We start from the raw sequence: 19581 nt of genomic DNA, 5'->3' as shown, positions 1-19581 counted from the left end.
TGATGCGGGTTTTCACCGTAACGCATATCTTGTTTTTTCACGAACTGGCTATTAAATGTGCGTGAGAAAGTGGCTTTTTCATCACCCGTTAATTTACCCAGATAGTTAGCGATAGCACCATCATAATGGGCTGTGTGTTCGAATGTTTTCACCGCTAAATCGAAACGGGTGGCATCATCTACTCCACCATTGGTTTCGATTTGTGCCACAACGTTGGCGTAATCTGCAGGATCAATCAATACTGTCACATCAGCATGGTTTTTAGCGGCTGCACGTAACATGGTTGGGCCACCGATATCGATATTTTCAATGGCCATCGGTAAGGTACAGTCATCACGCGCAATGGTGGCTTCAAACGGATAAAGATTGACCACAACCAGATCAATCGGCGCGATATCATGCTCTGTCATGATGGCATCATCTTTGCCACGACGACCGAGTAATCCCCCATGAATTTTAGGGTGTAATGTTTTGATGCGGCCATCCATCATTTCAGGAAAGCCAGTATGTGATGACACTTCTTTTACAGGCAGACCTGCTTCAGCTAATAATTTTGCTGTACCGCCAGTAGATAGCAGTTCTACACCTAACTTGTTTAATTGCTGGGCAAGTTCAAGCACACCTGTTTTGTCAGATACGCTCAATAAAGCACGTTTGATTTGATTCATTGAAAATCACTTCCAGGAGATAAAAAATCGATTTATAAGCCGTATTGCTTGAGTTTTTTACGTAATGTGCCACGGTTAATACCGAGAATTTCCGCTGCACGGCTTTGGTTACCATTGGTATGTTCTAGTGTTGCTTTAAGCAGAGGCACTTCGACTTCCGTCATTAACATTTCATACAAATTGGCCGCAGGATGGCCTTCGAGTTGCTCAAAATAATCGGCCAGAGCACGTGATACACACACACTAAGTGGCGCCGTTGTCTGCTCAGCCGCGACAGCTAGCTCTGCGCATGTTGTTTTATCTTTGGCTAGCGGTTGAGTCATGCGGCTTGTATATCCTGTTGTTCTTGTAGTTGATCAAAAAACTGACGTGTAAAGTCTACTTGTTGCTGCGGCGATTCGAGTAAATTCATTTCCTGACGGAAGGCATTTCCATTACGTAAACCTTTGCTATACCAAGCAATATGTTTGCGTGCCATTCTCACACCTGAATAATCACCATAAAAATCGTACAGGTTTTCTAGATGCTCAATCAAGATCTGACGAATCTCTGCAAGAGAAGGAGATGATAACAGTTTGTTATGCTCAAGGTAATGGAGAATTTGTCTAAAAATCCATGGGTTACCCTGTGCCGCCCGACCAATCATTAAACCATCAACACCTGTTTTATTGAGTACTTCAGCGGCTTTAAGTGGGGAATCTATATCGCCATTGGCAATAATGGGTATTGAAGTGATCGAGGCTTTTATTTCTGCAATGGTGTCGTATTCGGCTTCGCCTTTGTAGGCATCAGCCCGTGTTCTGCCGTGAATGGCTAAGGCTTGTATGCCTGATTGTTCCGCAATTCGAGCAATGGTTAATCCATTGCGGTTATCTCTGTCCCAGCCAGTGCGAATTTTTAGTGTGACAGGGACATCTACGGCATTCACTACTGACTCAAGAATGTTGGCAACGAGGGATTCATCTTGTAACAAGGCCGAGCCCGCCATGACATTACAGACTTTTTTTGCAGGACACCCCATATTGATGTCGATAATATGCGCACCCTGATCCACATTGTGCTTTGCTGCTTCAGCCATCATGACCGGATCGGCACCAGCAATCTGTACGCTTCGGGGTTCAGGCTCACCAGCATGGTTTGCTCTTAATAAGGATTTTTTACTGGCCCACAAGGCTTTGTTAGCCGTGATCATTTCTGATACAGCCATGCCAGCACCCAAGCGACGACAAAGCTGGCGGAAGGGACGATCTGTTACACCTGCCATGGGTGCCAGAAATAGATTATTAGGTAAGTGATATGCCCCGATGGCGATGTTTTTACCGAGCATGACGTGTGCCGTTTAATCGAATCCAATCTTCTTTGACAACTGCTGGCTGCATATCAAACCAGGCTTGATAGCTTTCAGATACTTCCTCTGCTTGTACTTGTAAGATGCCTGATAAGACAAGCTCTGTATTGGGCTTGGCGAGGTTAGCAAACAGTGGTGCCAGGGTTTGCAATGGACCAGCAAGAATGTTGGCCAGCAATAAATCACACGGTTCATTCGGACAATCGCCAGGTAAATAGGCTTCGATTTCGACGCCATTTCGCGCCGCATTAGCGCGTGTCGCTTCAAGCGCCTGAGGATCGGTATCGACACCAATGACTCGTTCAGCACCCAGCAGAGCTGCTGCAATCGCTAAAATGCCACTGCCACAACCATAATCGATGACGTATTTACCTTTAAGCTCGGCCTGATCTAACCAGTTCAAACATAAAGCGGTAGTGGGGTGTGTACCGGTACCGAACGCCAAACCTGGATCGAGCATAATATTGACCGCATCAGGTGCGGGTGGTGTATGCCAGCTAGGACATATCCACAAACGCTCGCCAAACTGGATAGGATGAAAGTTATCCATCCACTCTCTTTCCCAGTCTTTGTCTTCAACAGCTTCTACCCGATAAGACGGCGGATCGGTTATCAGTGTTGATAACATATTGTCGACGTCATCTGGATTCGTTTCAGCGTCAAATAACGCCACAATCCGAGTGGCTGTCCACAGTGGTGTCGTACCTAGATCCGGTTCATAGATAGGTTGATCCGCATCATCTTCAAATGTGACAGCGACTGCACCACACTCTGAAAATGCATCAGACAAGGCATCTGCCTTGTCTGATGTGGTGTTACAAATAAACTGAATCCAGGCCATAGTGATTACAGACCCAGTTTCTTTTCGAGGTAATGAATATTGGTACCACCCGTTTGGAAGTGGGTGTCATCCATGATGTCACGTTGTAATTCAACGTTGGTTTTAATACCTTCAATACCAATTTCTTTTAACGCTGTTTGCATACGGGCAATCGCGATATCACGCGTTTTACCATAGGCGATCATTTTACCAATCAGCGAGTCATAATTAGGTGGAACACGATAACCACTGTAAATATGAGAATCCATACGGATGCCGGCACCGCCTGGTGCATGATACGAGGTTATTTGTCCCGGGCTAGGCATAAATGTACGAGGATCTTCCGCATTGATACGACATTCAATGGCATGACCGCGCATGACAATGTCTTCTTGTTTAATAGAGAGTGGTTCACCTGCCGCAATACGGATTTGCTGTACCAGTAAGTCAACATCCGTTACGCGTTCAGTGACCGGATGTTCTACCTGGATGCGGGTATTCATCTCGATGAAATAGAATTCACCATCCTGGTAGAGAAACTCAAAGGTACCTGCACCACGGTAACCAATACGTACACAGGCTTCCGCACAGATCTTACCCATGCGGTCACGCATTTCTGGGGTGATACCAGGAGCAGGTGCTTCCTCGACCACTTTTTGATGGCGACGTTGCATTGAGCAGTCACGTTCACCTAAGTGGATAGCATTACCATGTTGATCGGCAAGTACCTGAAATTCAATATGGCGAGGGTTTTCCAGGAATTTCTCCATATAAACCATACCATTACCAAAGGCCGCTTTCGCTTCACTACGAGTTAATGCAATGGCGTTAAGTAAATGTGCTTCGCTGTGAACTTCACGCATACCGCGACCACCGCCACCGCCAGCGGCTTTGATTATGATGGGATAGCCTATTTCACGAGCCAGACGTAAGTTGGTTTCATCGTCATTGCCAAGCGGACCATCAGAGCCTGGTACACAAGGCACGCCAGCTTCTTTCATGGCTTTGATTGCTGACACTTTATCGCCCATTAAACGGATAGTTTCAGCACGTGGACCAATAAAAATAAAGCCGCTTTCTTCAACACGCTCTGCAAAGTCAGCATTTTCAGATAAGAAGCCATAACCTGGATGGATAGCGGTGGCATCAGTGATTTCTGCAGCACTAATTAAAGCTGGAATGTTCAGGTAGCTTTCATTTGACGGGGCAGGGCCAATACATACTGTTTCATCTGCCAGTAAAACGTGTTTTAAGTCACGGTCAACAGTTGAGTGAACCGCCACTGTTTTAATACCGAGTTCCCAACAGGCCCGCAAAATACGCAAGGCGATCTCGCCTCGGTTAGCAATAACAATTTTATCGATCATAATTTGGTTTAATCCACAATTCAGAGTGAGCAATAGCTATTTAACGAATAGCCCGCGTTACTGTTATTCGATAATGACTAGTGGCTCATCAAACTCAACAGGATCACCATTTTCAACCAGAATAGCTTTTACTGTGCCACTGCGATCAGCTTCGATTTGATTGAACATTTTCATCGCTTCAATAATGCAGATGACATCGCCAGCCGAAACGGATTGTCCGACTTCAACAAAAGGCGCAGCTTCCGGCGAAGATGAGCGATAAAACGTACCGACCATAGGTGAACGCACGGCATTGGCTTCATTTACAGCGCTGCTTGTTTCTGCAACAGCTGGCGCGGCTGCTGGTGCTGCTGGTGCGGGAGCCGGAGCGGCATAGTGTGTCGGTGCTGGCGTGCTGTAAGAAATAGCAGCTGAATGTTGATTACGACTAATGCGTACAGACTCTTCACCTTCTGAAATTTCAATTTCAGATACGTCAGATTCCTGAATCAAATCAATCAGTTTTTTAATTTTACGAATGTCCATGCTAAAACCTTATATTTAGTCGTTATGAGTTTAGTTGTTTGATTGCGGCAGCCAAAGCTAATTCATAGCCTTGAGTGCCGAGCCCGCAAATCACACCGACTGCTATATCTGACAGGTAGGAGTGATGGCGGAATGTCTCGCGCGCGTGAATATTAGAAATGTGTACTTCGATGAAAGGAATTTTGACCGCAGATAATGCATCACGTAAAGCCACGCTGGTGTGTGTGAATGCCGCTGGATTAATGATGATAAAGTCAGCCTTCCCTTGAACTGCATGAATTTTATTAATCAGTTCGTGTTCTGCATTGGATTGAAAAAAATCGAGTTGATGTGAAGCTGTTTTTGCGATGACATCCAGGCGTTGGTGAACATCGGCCAGCGTATCTGCACCATAATGTTCGGGCTCGCGTGTCCCAAGCAGATTGAGATTGGGGCCGTTAAGCACAACAATATTCGCCATTACGATCCTTCAATTAAGGGTCAAAGATAATAGGCGGAATTGTGCACCAGCAGACTGATGATGTCCAGTTTGTCGAAATAAAAAGCGGCTTTTTGTTGCTATTTTCGCCGAAAAGACGGCTTTCTGAGCATTTCTATGGTTGACTCGCCATTTGGCGAATATGGTCTAAAAAGGTGTCGGCTTTCACAAAGCCAACAAGTCGGTGTTGTGACAGTTCTTGGCCTGTTTTATCGAAAAACAGCATGGTGGGAGGTCCAAACACACGCAGTGCTTTGAGCATTTCTTGATGCACTTGTGTATTTTCTGTCATATCCAGTTGCAGTAATGTGTAGCCTTTCATTGCTGCAAGCACGTCAGGATCTTGGAATGTTGTTCTTTCCATGGTTTTGCATTCCGTACACCAGTCAGCATAAAAGTCCAGCATTATGGGTTGTGTTGTGGATGCGAGACGTTGGTTAAGCTCGTCGAGATCAGCAATTTGAGTAAAAGCAAGGTGCTGAGTTTCTGCTGATTTGCCTGAGCTACTGACTATGCCGTGAAGAGGTTGCCAAACGTTTTGACTACCACTTGCACCGCCTACCATAAGTAATGTGCCATATATAAAGAGTATTAAGCCCAGTCCTTTATTAAGCTTGTTGAAATCTGTTGCATCGATATCAAGTCGGTTAAATGCACCAAGATAGACAGCTGAAACGATCAATAAGCCTCCCCATAAGCTCATGGTCAGCCAGCCGGGAATGATCCGTTCCAGCATCCAGATAGCTAAACCGAGCAGCAGTACACCAAAAATTGATTTGATAAAGAGCATCCAGTTACCGGCTTTGGGTAAGAGCTTACCAGCAGAAGTACCGATAATCAGAAGTGGTATACCCATGCCGATACTGAGCGAGAACAAGGCGAGACCCCCGAGAACAGGATCAGCATGCTGTCCGATAAAAATTAAGGTACCGGCTAATGGCGGAGCCAGGCAGGGACCAACAATCAAGCCCGACAATAAGCCCATTACAGCCACGCCCATCAATTTGCCACCTTGTTGTTTGTGACTAAGTTGATGTAAGCGATGCTGTACTGAGTGAGGAAGTTGCAGTTCGTATAAACCAAACATGGATAAAGCGAGGACAACAAATAGCGCACTAAAGGCGCTGATAATCCATGGGTTTTGGAACATCGCTTGTAAATTTTCACCCAACAAGCCTGTCACGACACCAGCGATTGTATAAGTGACAGACATGGCCAACACATACACTAATGATAAGGTGAAGGCTCTGCGTGTAGTGATATGCTCTCCCTCACCGACAATGATGCTGGATAAGATTGGGATCATTGGGAAAATGCAGGGTGTAAATGCCAGTAGCAGACCCAGACCGATAAAACCAAGGATGATTTGCCCCAGATTTTCCTGCTCGAGTTTTTGAGCGATACGGTCTTGCTCGGTAAGTTGGCTGGCAGCAGGCGGGTTGATACCTTGAATATCTTGTTCTACAGCGCCACTTATGGCGGGTAAAGCCAGGTCAATTTGTTGCTCTGAAGGCGGATAACAGATGCCAAATTTTTCAGAGCATCCCTGGAAATGGGCCTTCAAGGTGAAGGTCACGGCTTCCTCAGGTCGTTGCTTTATCGGAATAACGAGGGATACGTCGTGATGGTAAACTTCGACCAGACCAAAGGTCTCATCCTGTTTGTTTTCTCCTGCAGGAAAACGGATGTTGCCAAGCTTTATCTTGTCATTGCCGATGACATCAAACTGTAGTTTATCGCGATATAGGTAGTTACCCTCCAGCACCTTCCAATGCACCAGAATACTATTGGCATCATTCACTTCTGCTCGAAATTGAAACGCCTCTTCTACAAGCGGTGGTACATCGTCGTTGTTACTTAAACCTAGACCATCAAAAAGGCTGCTGCGCGCATGTGCATTAAAAACAGTTAACAGAAGTATAAAAAATAAAAATTTTTTCATCAGTCTCAAATGCTTGTCAGAAGGTTGTATAACTAGACAATCATAGCAGGCAATAGTTACATCAGTCTTGTTTGGGGTATGCCTTGTGTCACATTGCTGTAATAATTGCGCCGTTTTGGGTCGTTAAAAACGGAATCATCGTGGAAATCAAAGACATCCATAAAATTGAAAAACAGGCTTATAAAAAGAGTCATGGCGAATTAACCAGAATCGGCATGGCCCTTTTTTTTATGGTGGCCGTATTAGGGTATAGCTTCATCACCAGTGGTGGTGTGCCTAATAATCTTTTTCTGGCGATAGCCACTGTTTTTGGCGCCTATATGGCCATGAATATTGGTGCTAATGACGTAGCCAATAATGTGGGCCCTGCGGTCGGTTCCAAAGCATTGACGATGAGCGGCGCTATCATTATCGCGATGATCTTCGAGGCAAGTGGTGCCATCATCGCTGGTGGCGATGTGGTTTCTACGATTAAAAACGGCATCATCGATATCGATAAGTTTGGTCAGCAGAGTGACACCTTTATCTGGGCCATGATGGCAGCCTTATTAGCGGCTGCACTTTGGTTGAATATGGCGACTTTTGCTCGGGCGCCAGTCTCCACCACACACTCCATTGTCGGTGGGGTAATGGGGGCAGGTATTGCTGCCGCTGGATTTGAGATAGTGAACTGGGGCACGATGGGCGCCATTGTAGGATCGTGGATCATATCCCCTGTGATCGGTGGTGTCGTTGCTGCTGCCTTCTTATTTGCCATCAAAAAAACCATTATTTTTCAAGATAATAAAATAGCTGCATCACTGAAATGGGTGCCCGTTTATGTCTCGATAATGGCATGGGCTTTTGTGACGTATTTGGTGTTAAAAGGGCTGAAGCATATATGGCCGAAATTCTTAACCCTAATCAATGACTGGTTCTTCACCGTAGAAATCGTTGACAAACCAACTATGCTGCAAGCATCAACCATCGGCTTGATTGTGGCGATTATTTCATTTTTTCTAGTCAAAGCCTCGTTGCGCCGTCGTTTGCCGAAATTAAACAATGATCGTGAAAGCATCAATATCCTGTTTACTATTCCGCTGATTTTTGCCGCAGCCTTATTGAGCTTTGCGCATGGTGCGAATGACGTTGCGAATGCGATTGGCCCGCTTGCGGCTATCCATGATGCCGTAATGACAGGAGGCATTAATGCTAAAGCCGGTATACCTTTTTGGGTAATGGCCGTAGGTGCTTTTGGTATTGCACTTGGCTTGGGACTCTATGGCCCGAGATTGATTCGCACAGTAGGCGGCGAAATCACTGAGCTCGATCAAATGCGTGCCTTTTCAATCGCCATGGCTGCTGCCATCACAGTGATTATTGCCAGCCAGCTTGGCTTACCGGTCAGCTCTACACATATTGCTATTGGTGGTGTGTTTGGGGTCGGTTTTTTACGAGAATGGATGGACAAATCGAGTAGTTTAAAGCAGGAAATTGAGCGAGATAAACAAGAAATACAGGAAGAGAAGCGTTTATTGAGTGCCTTACGTAGCGAGCTCAATATGCTTTTGGATAAAAAACAAAAATCAGCCGCAGACTACCAGCGCATTACGCAGTTATACAGCTCGATTGATCGTGAAAAAGATACGCTGAAAAAAGCGAAGAAAGTGCTGAAGAAAGAAAAGAAAAGCTTATATGTCAAACGTGACATTGTCAGAAAAATTATTACAGCTTGGTTAATTACGGTGCCAGCGGCAGCTGTTTTATCGGCGTCATTATTTTATATGATCAAAGGAATTATGAATTAAAACAGGGATGTATGTTCTGACATAAAACTGTCATATAGCCACAGCTTCTGTTAAGAATCTGTGGCTTTTTTTGTTTTTTGATGGGTTTAATCCGTTGTTATGACAATAAAAATCACGCTTGTTACTAAAATGTCATAATTCAGCGGTAAGATAGTTATTAATTATCGAAGCAAATAGTTGGACGAATATTATGGCTACAAGCGTATTAGTGGTTGAAGATGATGCTGCCATCAGAGATATGTTGTCGTTTACCCTTAAGCAAGCAGGTCTAAGTTGTGTCTCAGTAGGTGATGCCGAGTCAGGTCTGGATGTCTTAAAAAATGATCAACCGGACATGATTTTATTGGATTGGATGTTACCCGGCATTGATGGCATAGAATTTATTCGTCGATTGCGTGCAAATGAGTTCCTGGCGAATATTCCAGTCATTATGCTTACCGCTAAAGGTGAAAGTGAAGATATGGTCAAAGGCCTGGCGGTAGGGGCTGATGATTACGTCAACAAACCTTTTTCTCCCCCTGAGTTGATTGCTCGCATCAAAGCGGTCTTGCGTCGTTGCCTGCCACCTGAAAATGAAGATGCTCAGAAGTTACAGTTTGCGAATTTGGTACTGGATACAAAAAGTCACCGGGTGACGGTAGATGATGTGCGTGTTGAGTTAGGCCCAACTGAGTTTCGTTTACTGCACTTTTTTATGAAAAACCCTGAACGCGCGTATGGCCGATCACAGTTACTCGATTACGTTTGGGGCGATACGGTATACATTGAAGAACGCACAGTCGATGTCCATATTCGCCGGTTACGTAAAGCGCTGGAACCAACGGGGCATGACCAGTTTATCCAGACTGTCAGAGGTGTTGGCTATCGTTTTTCAGTCGATTAAGCGACCTGAATCATGCAATGGGATAATTGGCGACTGCTAACGCTTGTCAGTCTGGCAGGTTTTGTTGGACTTTTGTTTGGTCAAATGATGGCTTTTATGTTTGTGGCCTCTTTGGCTTATGCTTTGTGGCTGCAACATAATTGGTACAAGCTCTGGTATTGGTTGCAAAAACCTAAAAAGCGGCGCTCCCCCAGCGCGGAAGGCGTCATTGATGATGTGTGTCGTCAAATAGAACAAATGCGCCAACAAAACAGCAATCGTAAGAAAAAAATGACCGACTACCTCAAGCGGTTTCAGTCGGCTACCGCTGCCTTACCAGATGGTATTGTTGTGTTGGGAGAGTATGGCGAGGTGGATTGGGCTAATCAGGCCGCCCGGGAATTGTTGGGTGTGCGCTGGCCGCGCGATAATCATGTCAGGATTAATAATCTGATTCGCGAGCCTGCTTTTCAACAGCTTCTGGAAAATCATATTCATCTGGGCGGCACAGCAACAGTCAAATCACCCCTAAATGAAGATATTCAACTAGAGGTGAAATTAGTCAACTACATGGGATCAGGCCGATTATTGATTGCTCGTGATATCACGCAAACCATCAAGCTACAGCGAATGCGGCGTGACTTTGTTGCCAATGTATCGCATGAACTAAAAACCCCGTTAACGGTATTACGTGGATATTTGGAAGCATTCACTGAAGACACTGACCCAGAACAGTGGAAGATGGCCCTCCCTGCTATGCGCCAGCAGAGTGAGCGCATGCATATGATGATCAAAGATTTATTGGTACTGTCGCAACTGGAAACAGGGGAGAAGTCCTTACGCAGAGTGCCAACGGATGTTGAAAAATTACTGCATTCAATTATCGAAGATGCCAAAGCATTGGAGCACTTTCATGACCATCAATTTAGCCTTAACCTAGAAACTGATAAATGGCTTGTGTGTGATTTAGGTGAAGTACGCAGCGCAGTATCAAATCTGGTCTTCAATGCTGTGAAATACACGCCAGCAGGATGCTTAGTGGCGCTGAGTTGGCGTGAAACTGACAATGGTGTGTGCATTGAAGTAACTGATGAAGGTGAAGGGATTGCTGCGCATCATCTGGAGCGATTAACAGAACGATTCTATCGTGTTGATAAAGGTAGAAGTAGTGACGCCGGTGGCACAGGACTTGGGCTTGCCATAGTAAAACATGTGCTTCAGCGGCACGGTGCCAAGCTCATCATCAACAGCGAGCTAGGTAAGGGCAGCAGTTTTAAGTGCTGTTTTCCTGAAACATCTGCAGTGGAGAAAATTCCGGTCTAAGTGTCTGGCAAGTAAACAAAATTGCTGTTGTAACATGGTTGTCATATTACTTTCATATGCTTGTCACACGAAAAACTCATACTACCTAGCGCTTACGTTAATAACGTTGCTTTTTTTCTTTTAATCTTTGGGAGTTGAACACTATGTTCAAGAAAAACCTTGCTCTGCTAGGTGCTGCAATGACAATGGCTTTCTCGCCGCTGACATTTGCGGGCGATGTCGATCCTGCTTTACCTGACTATGAAAAAGTGAGTGGTATTTCAGGCAGCTTGTCGAGTGTTGGTTCAGACACGTTAGCGAATCTGATGACCATGTGGGCTGAAGAGTTCAAACGTGAATATCCAAATGTCAGTATTCAAATTCAGGCTGCGGGCTCTTCAACTGCGCCTCCTGCATTGACTGAAGGCACATCTAACTTTGGTCCAATGAGCCGCAAAATGAAAGACAAAGAAGACGCGGCTTTTGAAGCAAAATATGGTTATAAAGCAACGCCAATTCGTGTGGCTATTGACGCGCTTGCTGTGTATGTACACAAAGATAACCCAATCGATGGTCTGACTATTCCACAAGTGGATGCGATTTTCTCTGCAACACGTACATGTGGTTATTCAGAAGACATCACTAACTGGAGTCAGTTAGGTCAGGATTTAGGTAATATTCAGCTATATGGTCGTAACTCAGTTTCTGGTACTTACGGTTACTTTAAAGATCACGCCCTTTGTAAAGGTGACTACAAAAACAGTGTGAATGAACAACCAGGTTCGGCTTCTGTTGTTCAAGGCGTGACTAAATCACTGAACGGTATCGGTTACTCTGGTATCGGTTATAAAACGTCTGGCGTTAAAGCATTGGCATTAGCGAAAAAAGAAGGCGGTGAAATGATTCCGGCTACATTAGATAACGCAGCGAATGGTTCATACCCGCTTTCACGTTACCTGTATGTTTACATCAATAAAGCGCCTAACAAACCATTAGCGCCGATTGATCGTGAATTCGTTAAAATGATTCTGTCTAAAGTGGGTCAAAAAGTGGTCGTCAAAGATGGCTATATTCCACTTCCAGATGCTGTTGTTGAAAAAGAATTGCAAAAGCTGCAATAAAAACAAGCATTTGCTAAGACGAGAGAAGCGCCCCGTTTTTACGGGGCGTTTTTTCTAAATTTATCGCTAAATACACTCCAAATCAGTATGTTTAGCAATGAAGAAAGCAAAAAATAAACTTAAGTGGTATGGCTAGATGCAAGAACAAACCGTCGAGAATAGTGTATTACCAGCGCCTGGCTCCAAAGTAGCAAAGCGCCGCCGTGCCTGGCGTGAAACCAAAGACCGCGTAGCTAAATATGGCGTGGCGGTAGGTGGTATTTCGGTCATCCTCGCTATTGTGCTGATTTTCTTCTATCTACTTTATGTTGTGATGCCGTTATTCCAAGGTGCTAGCCTCAACACCGAAGCCACCTATCACAGCGATACTAAGCCGCCCGTGTTTTTATCTTTGAATGAATACAACACAGTCGCCATGGCAGTTAATGATGATGGTGGTGTCCGTTTTTTTGAAGCACAAAACGGCAATACGATGAACGAGGTCACCTTACCTCTGCAAGGAAAAGCAATCAGTAGTGTCAGTGCTGGTGCAGCCACTACCGGAGTGTTTAGTTATGGCTTTGCTGATGGCCATGCTTTAGTGTTCAAAGAGCGTTATAAGGTCACGTATCCAACCGGAACCCAGCGAGTGATTGTGCCTGAAATCACTTTTCCGCTCGGTGAAAAACATCTCCTCATAGATGATCAAGGTCAGGCAATTGATTTACTTTCCGTTCAGAGTTACGAAGATAAAACGACTTTTGCAGCTTACACTGAAGACAAACGCTTAGTTTTAAAACGTTTCGAAAAAGAAGCTAATTTTCTTGATGACACACAGTTCACTATCATGGAGAAAAAGCACGAGCTTGTCGTAGAAGGCGCTAGTCAGTTGACTAACGTTAAGCTCGATATAGATCAGCGTGAACTTTACTTGGTGGATGATAAAGGGTTTGTTTATTACTACGACGTACAAAACCTGGATAAGCCTCGACTGATTCAGAAAATCAAAGCCGTACCGACCGGGGTTGATATTACTAGCTTTGAATTTCTGACAGGTGGCATTTCAGTATTGATAGGACGTAGTGACGGTCAGATTGATCAATGGTTTCCTGTCAGGGATAAAGACAATAACTACACCTTACACAATGTTCGGAGTTTTGCTGAACAAAACAGTCCGATTATTGCCATCGCACCGGAACAGGCCCGAAAAGGTTTTGTCACGCTGGATGAAAGCGGTCACTTAGGCATTTACCACACCACGGCTCATCGCACGCTATTGGTTGAACCATACGTCGATAATAATGCCGTTATTGCTTTATCACCACGGGCCAATGGGCTTATCAGCTTCACTGATAAAGGTGATGTCAGGTTGCTGGATATTGATAACGAACACCCTGATATCTCATGGCATTCCTTATGGGAGAAAGTCTGGTATGAAAGCCGTGATAAACCAGAATATATTTGGCAATCCTCTTCGGCCAGTAATGACTTCGAACCTAAATTCAGTTTAACGCCGTTAACCTTTGGCACCATTAAGGCTGCTTTCTACGCGATGCTGGTGGCAGTGCCTCTCGCTATCATGGGCGCTATTTTCACTGCCTATTTCATGTCGCCCCGGATGCGCAGCTTTGTGAAACCTACCATTGAAATTATGGAGGCATTGCCAACCGTTATTTTAGGGTTTTTGGCGGGGCTCTGGTTGGCACCATTGGTTGAAGATCAATTACCGGGTGTCTTTACGTTACTGTTTATGTTGCCCGTCATGATTATTCTCACTGCCTGGGGCTGGACGAAACTTCCCAAGCGCTGGCGTGAGCGTATCCCGGATGGTTGGGAGCCTGCGATCTTAATTCCTATCGTGCTGCTGGTGGGGTATGTCTCGATGGCATCGAGTGGCGCAATTGAATTGTGGTTATTTGATGGCAATATGCCGCAGTTCCTGAATGAGATGGGCATTGATTATGACCAACGAAATTCATTAGTAGTGGGCCTCGTGATGGGGTTTGCAGTGATTCCAACCATCTTTTCGATTACAGAAGACGCTATTTTTGGCGTGCCGAAACATCTGACCATTGGTTCTTTAGCGTTGGGTGCAACGCCATGGCAAACCATGACGCGTGTGGTGCTGCTGACCGCCAGCCCTGGTATTTTCTCAGCGGTGATGATCGGTCTGGGGCGTGCTGTAGGTGAAACCATGATTGTGTTGATGGCCACCGGTAACACACCGATTATGGACTTTAATATTTTCGAGGGTTTCAGAGCGTTATCAGCCAATATTGCTGTAGAAATGCCCGAAGCAGAAGTCGCCAGCTCGCATTACCGGGTTCTGTTCCTGGCGGCATTAGTGTTGTTTTTAGCAACGTTTATTCTTAATACCGTTGCTGAAATTGTGCGTCAGCGTTTACGTAATAAATACAGTTCGCTGTAGTAGGAAATAGAATGAAACAACGTTCTTCAATGAAAATCTGGTTTGATAGCGGTAAGCCCTGGGTCTGGTTAAACGCCGGTGCTGTCAGTATCAGTCTGCTCATGGTAGTGGGGTTAATTGGCCTTATCGCCGTGCGTGGATTAAGTCATTTCTGGCCTGCAGATATTGTTGAGCTGACTTATGTGGAACCCGGTGAAAAAAAAGTCATGCTGATAGGGGAGCGGGTTGATCATGAAACTGTGCCGGCAGCGCGGTTAGCACTATCTGGTGTGCATTTACCCGAAGGCCAGGAAACCGCTAACCGTACTTTATTAAAAATCGGCAACCGTGACTTTTTTGGGCTCGACTTTCGCTGGATTAACGATCCCTGGATAGCTGATACACAAAAACCTGCGGGACTGATGTCGATAGAACGCCGCGAGTGGGGTAATTTCTATGGCTACCTCGTGAATGTGAAGCAGCAAGGTGAAGTGGTCGCGGAGGGGGAACAAGCGTGGGATGAGTTTCAGACCCGACTGGCACGCAGCAATGCTTTATTTAGCAAGATAAAAGAGATTGAAAAATCGGAGATTGGCAAAATCAATCATGGTCTTGAAGAGCTACGGATTGATGAACGACGTCTGGAACTGAATGAGGTTGAAAAAGGTAGCGCGCCTTATTTAGAGATAGAAGAAGAGCGCCAACAGCTCAATGCACGCTATGCAAAAATCCGTGTGGAGCTGGATGAACTCTATTCAGGACTGAACCGGGATCAGATTACTGTCAGGATTGCTGATGGTCGTGAAGCGGACATTCCCATGGCAAAAATTGTTCAGGCCTATAAACCCAACGCCATGACAACACTACAAAAATTGGGACAATATTTCCACAATGCTTGGGAGTTTGTGTCTGGTGAACCTCGTGAGGCCAATACAGAAGGCGGTATTTTTCCGGCTATTTTTGGCACCGTCATGATGGTGATGATTATGTCGGTATTAGTCACACCGTTTGGCGTCGTTGCCGCTGTTTATCTGAAGGAATATGCCAGACAGGGCGCAGTGGTTCGACTCATTCGTATTGCTGTGAATAATCTCGCCGGCGTGCCGTCCATTGTTTACGGTGTATTCGGTTTAGGCTTTTTTGTCTATTTTATCGGTGGCAGCGTGGATGAGCTTTTCTTCCAGGCAAAACTGCCTTCACCCACATTTGGCTCGCCTGGCTTATTATGGGCGTCGCTGACTTTAGCCATCTTGACTGTACCGGTGGTGATTGTGGCGACAGAAGAAGGCTTGTCACGTATTCCAAGAGCGATTCGTGAGGGCAGTCTGGCACTCGGTGCGACCAAAGCTGAGACCTTATGGCGAACGGTATTACCTATGGCTGCACCAGCCATGATGACCGGATTGATTTTAGCCGTAGCGCGAGCAGCAGGTGAAGTGGCACCATTAATGATGGTGGGCGTAGTCAAACTGGCGCCGTCATTAGCGATTGATAATATTGCGCCCTACCTGCATTTAGATCGTCAGTTCATGCATTTGGGGTTCCATATTTACGATGTGGGTTTCCAAAGCCCTAACGTTGAGGCCGCCAGACCGTTGGTGTATGCCACAGCCTTTTTATTGGTACTGATAATTGTTGTGCTGAACCTGGCAGCGATTGGCATTCGCAATCGTCTGCGAGAAACTTATAAAGCAAGTGAGAGTTAAACGATGGAAGCAGTGAAAGAGCAGAAAAACGTATCACGAGGTATTGATATTGAATCGATGCAACGCGGTCCTCGTGTGACCTTGGACAATGAAACACTGTGCCTGGAAGTGAAAGATTTCAATCTGTTTTATGGTGATAAGCAGGCATTGCATAACATCAATATGCAGATTCCAAAGAACCGTGTCACCGCGTTTATCGGACCAAGTGGTTGTGGTAAGTCTACCTTGTTACGCTGTTTTAACCGTATGAATGACTTGATTGAATCTGTACGGATGGAGGGGCAGTTATTACTGGATAATATGGAAATTAATTCACCCTCAGTGAATGTGGCAGATTTGCGCCGTCAGGTCGGTATGGTGTTTCAAAAACCCAATCCATTTCCTAAATCGATTTATGAAAATGTGGCGTATGGCCTCAGACTGCAAGGCGTAAATGATCGTTCTACCCTGGATAAGGTGGTCGAAAAATCATTAAAAGGGGCGGCGCTTTGGGACGAAGTCAAAGATCGTCTGCATGAGTCAGCAATGGGCATGTCTGGTGGTCAGCAACAACGTCTGGTTATAGCCCGCGCGATTGCCATTGAGCCCGAGGTTTTATTATTGGACGAACCTGCGTCGGCACTGGATCCTCTCTCCACCTTGAAGATCGAAGAATTAATATACGAGCTCAAGGAGAAGTATACGATTGTGATCGTGACCCATAATATGCAACAGGCAGCACGTGTTTCAGATTACACCGCATTTATGTATATGGGCGAATTAATTGAGTTTGGTGCCACGGATGAGCTCTTTACCAACCCAAGTAAAAAACAAACAGAAGATTATATTACCGGCCGTTATGGTTAATCGGCGCTGAGGAGAGAAGACATGGTTACAACTACTTCCCAACATATTTCGCAACAGTTCGAGAATGAGTTACAGGATATCCGTTCTCGCGTGTTAGCGATGGGCGGTCTAGTCGAGCAGCAAGTTCATAGTGCAATGGAAGCATTAATTAAAGGTGATGCCGATATCGCTCGTGAAGTGATTGCCAATGACGAAGACGTCAATTTAATGGAAGTGAGCATTGATGAAGAGTGCATTCAGATTATTGCACTTCGTCAGCCAACGGCAGGGGATTTACGCCTGGTATCAGGCATATTGAAAACTATTACCGATTTAGAACGTATTGGGGATGAGTCTGTACGTATTGCCAAAATGGCACTGAATCTGTCTGAAAAGGATCGCCCGAAGCATAACTACCGCGAACTGCAAGCGATGGGTAACCATGTGCGTGGCATGCTGCGTGATGCATTAGATGCCTTTGCGCGATTTGATGTCGATATGGCGCTTCGTGTAGCCAAAGAAGACCGTGAAGTCGATGCAGAATATGAAGCCATTCTTCGTCAGCTCATGACCTATATGATGGAAGATAATCGTGCCGTGACGCGGGTCATTGATATGATGTGGTCTGCGCGCTCGTTGGAACGCATTGGCGATCACGCGAATAACATCTGTGAACACATCATTTATTTGGTAGAAGGTAAGGATGTGCGTCACTTAAGTATTGAAAAAGCCGAACAAGTGATTAAAGGCCAAGTTATTGAATAAAAATCGATGGTTCTTATCGCTTTTTCAAAAGGCCCGGCTGCATTTGAGACCGGGCTTTTTTTATGAAAAAAACGATTTAACATTGTCCACCAGCAATCAGCTAGTGCAGAATAAACCTAAAAATGAACTGACAGGTGCTATGCAAGAAACAAATCAAGATGTGCTGGCGGCCGTTGATCTGGGCTCCAACAGCTTTCATATGATCATTGCCCGAATGCGTGATGGTCACTTTCAGGTGGTGGATAGATTGCGGGAGATGGTTCAGCTTCGTGCTGGACTGGATAAACATCATTACCTTTCGCTCGAGGCACAGGAACGTGCCATCGCTTGTTTAGAACGCTTTGGTGAACGCATTAGAGACCTGCCCTATGGCAGTGTCAGGGTCGTGGGTACCAATACGCTTCGTATTGCTCACAATTCACGCCGCTTTTTACGTCAGGCACGTCTCGCATTAGGTCATCCTATTGAAATTATCACCGGTGAAGAAGAAGCGCGTCTGATTTATCTTGGCGTGGCTCATTCGCTGGCTTTTGATGATAGTCGCCGCTTAGTGATGGATATTGGTGGAGGAAGCACAGAGTTTATTATCGGTGATGGGTTTAAAGGCCTGATGCGAGAAAGTCTGGAAATGGGCTGTGTCAGCTTTTCACAAAAGTTTTTTGCTGATGGCAAAACCACAGCAACGCAAATGCAGCATGCCATGCTCGCGGCAGCGAGACGCATTCGCTACATTCAGCGCCCTTATCGTCAAGCAGGTTGGCAAGAAGCGATTGGTGCATCCGGTACGATTCGCACAGTCGCTAATATTTGTAAGGAACAAGGCTGGGCGGACGATGGCATCATTACATCCAAGGCTTTGGAAAAGATGGTGAATCATCTTATCGAAGCTGGCAGTGTTGAAGAGGCGAAATTACAAGGATTATCAGAAGAACGAAATAATGTGATTGCCGGCGGCTTATGTGTGTTGGCTGCAGCTTTTGAGCGGCTTGGTATTGAAAAAATGATCGTATCGGATGGCGCTCTCAGAGAAGGGCTATTATATGACTTGCTCGGTCGTATTCAGCATGATGATGAGCGTGACCGCACGGTGTTGGCATTGATGCGACGTTATCATGTCGATGAAGCCCATGCAGAACGCGTTGCGGTCATGGCAACACAGCTTTATGAACAAGTCGCCCATGACTGGGAACTGGATCATGATGAGTTATTGCACCGCCTACAATGGGCCTGCAAATTACATGAAGTCGGCTTAGCCATCTCTCACAATCAGTTTCATAAGCATTCGGCCTACCTGGTTGAACATTCTGATTTACCCGGCTTCTCTCGTGAAGAGCAACATGCTTTATCCGTGATGGTAAGAGGACAGCGCCGCTCGTTCCCGAAGAAACATATCAATAAATTACCGGATGAAATGCAACTGACTACGCAACGTTTAACGGTGTTGTTGCGTTTGGCGATGGTGTTTAATCGTGGTCGATCCGAGCGAGCTGATACTTATATTAAATTAAAGCTGGATGGTAAAAAAATGGAGCTGGTCTTGCCTGATGGCTGGTTGAAAGAGCATCCACTCACAGAAGCGGATTTAGAGCATGAAGTGGAACAGCTTAGAAAGGTTGATCTGAAATTAAGTGTGATAGCTTGATTTGAGTAAAAAGGCGTCTCTGCTTAATGAGTTCAGA

At 45.4% G+C, this 19581-nt stretch carries 16 protein-coding genes and 1 pseudogene; 9 read left to right on the top strand and 8 right to left on the bottom strand.

Annotated elements, in window-relative coordinates:
* The 8 genes and pseudogenes from purH to dsbD all read right to left on the bottom strand — a co-directional run.
* Positions 1-668: pseudogene (purH, locus tag B3V56_RS09805) on the bottom strand (bifunctional phosphoribosylaminoimidazolecarboxamide formyltransferase/IMP cyclohydrolase); the annotation flags it as partial.
* 32 nt (positions 669-700) lie between these two features.
* Complete coding sequence (gene fis, locus B3V56_RS09800; protein ID WP_286303464.1) at positions 701-991, bottom strand: DNA-binding transcriptional regulator Fis; 291 nt, start codon at positions 989-991, stop codon at positions 701-703.
* Complete coding sequence (dusB, locus tag B3V56_RS09795; protein ID WP_289281655.1) at positions 988-1995, bottom strand: tRNA dihydrouridine synthase DusB; 1008 nt, start codon at positions 1993-1995, stop codon at positions 988-990. The genes fis and dusB overlap by 4 nt, the downstream gene beginning before the upstream one ends.
* Positions 1985-2857 carry a 50S ribosomal protein L11 methyltransferase gene (gene prmA, locus B3V56_RS09790; protein WP_289281654.1) on the bottom strand — a complete coding sequence of 291 codons (873 nt, stop codon included), beginning with the start codon at positions 2855-2857 and terminating at the stop codon, positions 1985-1987. Before prmA ends, dusB begins: the two co-directional genes overlap by 11 nt.
* Before the next feature lie 5 nt (positions 2858-2862).
* The gene (gene accC / locus B3V56_RS09785; RefSeq protein ID WP_286303465.1) at positions 2863-4203 is read right to left on the bottom strand and encodes an acetyl-CoA carboxylase biotin carboxylase subunit; all 1341 of its coding nucleotides are present in this window, start codon (positions 4201-4203) and stop codon (positions 2863-2865) included.
* A 63-nt stretch (positions 4204-4266) separates the two neighbouring features.
* Positions 4267-4728 (bottom strand): acetyl-CoA carboxylase biotin carboxyl carrier protein, encoded by a 462-nt coding sequence (gene accB / locus B3V56_RS09780; RefSeq protein WP_286303466.1) that lies wholly within the window; start codon positions 4726-4728, stop codon positions 4267-4269.
* Between the two features lie 22 nt (positions 4729-4750).
* Positions 4751-5188, bottom strand: coding sequence for a type II 3-dehydroquinate dehydratase (aroQ, locus tag B3V56_RS09775; protein ID WP_286303467.1), 438 nt, complete (start codon positions 5186-5188; stop codon positions 4751-4753).
* Positions 5189-5321: 133 nt separating this feature from the next.
* Positions 5322-7148: a protein-disulfide reductase DsbD gene (dsbD, locus tag B3V56_RS09770; RefSeq protein WP_289284220.1), complete on the bottom strand. Its 1827-nt coding sequence runs from the start codon at positions 7146-7148 to the stop codon at positions 5322-5324.
* Between the two features lie 140 nt (positions 7149-7288).
* On the opposite strand from dsbD, the gene B3V56_RS09765 reads away from it, so the two are divergent.
* From B3V56_RS09765 to ppx, 9 genes are all read left to right on the top strand, one after another.
* Positions 7289-8935 carry an inorganic phosphate transporter gene (locus B3V56_RS09765; protein ID WP_289281651.1) on the top strand — a complete coding sequence of 549 codons (1647 nt, stop codon included), beginning with the start codon at positions 7289-7291 and terminating at the stop codon, positions 8933-8935.
* 187 nt (positions 8936-9122) lie between these two features.
* The gene (gene phoB, locus B3V56_RS09760; RefSeq protein ID WP_339608430.1) at positions 9123-9818 is read left to right on the top strand and encodes a phosphate regulon transcriptional regulator PhoB; all 696 of its coding nucleotides are present in this window, start codon (positions 9123-9125) and stop codon (positions 9816-9818) included.
* A gap of 12 nt (positions 9819-9830) precedes the next feature.
* On the top strand, positions 9831-11120 hold the full coding sequence (gene phoR, locus B3V56_RS09755; RefSeq protein WP_289281649.1) for a phosphate regulon sensor histidine kinase PhoR: 1290 nt from the start codon (positions 9831-9833) through the stop codon (positions 11118-11120).
* A 143-nt stretch (positions 11121-11263) separates the two neighbouring features.
* Entirely contained in the window at positions 11264-12220 is a 957-nt protein-coding gene (locus B3V56_RS09750; protein ID WP_289281648.1) for a PstS family phosphate ABC transporter substrate-binding protein, read from the top strand.
* Positions 12221-12356: 136 nt separating this feature from the next.
* Positions 12357-14627 (top strand): ABC transporter permease subunit, encoded by a 2271-nt coding sequence (locus B3V56_RS09745; RefSeq protein WP_289281647.1) that lies wholly within the window; start codon positions 12357-12359, stop codon positions 14625-14627.
* A gap of 11 nt (positions 14628-14638) precedes the next feature.
* Positions 14639-16312 (top strand): phosphate ABC transporter permease PstA, encoded by a 1674-nt coding sequence (pstA, locus tag B3V56_RS09740; RefSeq protein ID WP_289284219.1) that lies wholly within the window; start codon positions 14639-14641, stop codon positions 16310-16312.
* Positions 16313-16315: 3 nt separating this feature from the next.
* On the top strand, positions 16316-17158 hold the full coding sequence (gene pstB, locus B3V56_RS09735) for a phosphate ABC transporter ATP-binding protein PstB (protein ID WP_289283640.1): 843 nt from the start codon (positions 16316-16318) through the stop codon (positions 17156-17158).
* A gap of 21 nt (positions 17159-17179) precedes the next feature.
* The gene (phoU, locus tag B3V56_RS09730; protein ID WP_286303474.1) at positions 17180-17902 is read left to right on the top strand and encodes a phosphate signaling complex protein PhoU; all 723 of its coding nucleotides are present in this window, start codon (positions 17180-17182) and stop codon (positions 17900-17902) included.
* A gap of 103 nt (positions 17903-18005) precedes the next feature.
* Positions 18006-19544: an exopolyphosphatase gene (gene ppx, locus B3V56_RS09725; protein WP_286303475.1), complete on the top strand. Its 1539-nt coding sequence runs from the start codon at positions 18006-18008 to the stop codon at positions 19542-19544.
* The last annotated feature ends 37 nt before the right edge of the window (positions 19545-19581 follow it).

Source organism: Methylophaga sp. UBA2513, from assembly GCF_002341285.1.
Lineage (GTDB): Bacteria > Pseudomonadota > Gammaproteobacteria > Nitrosococcales > Methylophagaceae > Methylophaga > Methylophaga marina.
The sequence above is the reverse complement of the archived record's forward strand: the minus strand, read 5'-3'. Positions and strand labels throughout refer to the sequence as shown.

What these genes read in the sequence shown, in the direction of transcription:
- fis (WP_286303464.1), bottom strand. Translation starts at nt 991, where the DNA reads ATGACTCAACCGCTAGCCAAAGATAAAACAACATGCGCAGAGCTAGCT.
- dusB (WP_289281655.1), bottom strand. Translation starts at nt 1,995, where the DNA reads ATGCTCGGTAAAAACATCGCCATCGGGGCATATCACTTACCTAATAAT.
- prmA (WP_289281654.1), bottom strand. Translation starts at nt 2,857, where the DNA reads ATGGCCTGGATTCAGTTTATTTGTAACACCACATCAGACAAGGCAGAT.
- accC (WP_286303465.1), bottom strand. Translation starts at nt 4,203, where the DNA reads ATGATCGATAAAATTGTTATTGCTAACCGAGGCGAGATCGCCTTGCGT.
- accB (WP_286303466.1), bottom strand. Translation starts at nt 4,728, where the DNA reads ATGGACATTCGTAAAATTAAAAAACTGATTGATTTGATTCAGGAATCT.
- aroQ (WP_286303467.1), bottom strand. Translation starts at nt 5,188, where the DNA reads ATGGCGAATATTGTTGTGCTTAACGGCCCCAATCTCAATCTGCTTGGG.
- dsbD (WP_289284220.1), bottom strand. Translation starts at nt 7,148, where the DNA reads ATGAAAAAATTTTTATTTTTTATACTTCTGTTAACTGTTTTTAATGCA.
- phoR (WP_289281649.1), top strand. Translation starts at nt 9,831, where the DNA reads ATGCAATGGGATAATTGGCGACTGCTAACGCTTGTCAGTCTGGCAGGT.
- B3V56_RS09750 (WP_289281648.1), top strand. Translation starts at nt 11,264, where the DNA reads ATGTTCAAGAAAAACCTTGCTCTGCTAGGTGCTGCAATGACAATGGCT.
- B3V56_RS09745 (WP_289281647.1), top strand. Translation starts at nt 12,357, where the DNA reads ATGCAAGAACAAACCGTCGAGAATAGTGTATTACCAGCGCCTGGCTCC.
- pstA (WP_289284219.1), top strand. Translation starts at nt 14,639, where the DNA reads ATGAAACAACGTTCTTCAATGAAAATCTGGTTTGATAGCGGTAAGCCC.
- pstB (WP_289283640.1), top strand. Translation starts at nt 16,316, where the DNA reads ATGGAAGCAGTGAAAGAGCAGAAAAACGTATCACGAGGTATTGATATT.
- phoU (WP_286303474.1), top strand. Translation starts at nt 17,180, where the DNA reads ATGGTTACAACTACTTCCCAACATATTTCGCAACAGTTCGAGAATGAG.